The 212-nt window shown below is 57.1% G+C and carries 1 rRNA gene; it reads right to left on the bottom strand.

What is annotated here, in order from left to right:
• Nucleotides 1-212: ribosomal RNA gene (locus ACSEXW_RS28535) — 16S ribosomal RNA — on the bottom strand; the annotation flags it as partial.

Below are 212 nucleotides of genomic sequence, written 5' to 3'. Positions count from 1 at the left end.
CTTGGTGAGCCGTTACCCCACCAACTAGCTAATGCGCCGCAGGCCCATCCATAAGTGTCAGGTTACCCCGACTTTCCATGCATCCCCATGCGGGAACGCAACGTATCCGGTATTAGCATCCGTTTCCGGAAGTTATCCCAGGCTTACAGGCAGGTTGCCTACGTGTTACTCACCCGTCCGCCGCTAACCTGTCCCCGAAGGAACAGATCCGC

This window comes from Oryzibacillus soli (assembly GCF_051594765.1).
Taxonomy (GTDB): domain Bacteria; phylum Bacillota; class Bacilli; order Paenibacillales; family NBRC-103111; genus Paenibacillus_AR.
Note: the sequence above shows the minus strand (reverse complement) of the source record. Positions and strands in the feature narration are given on the sequence as shown.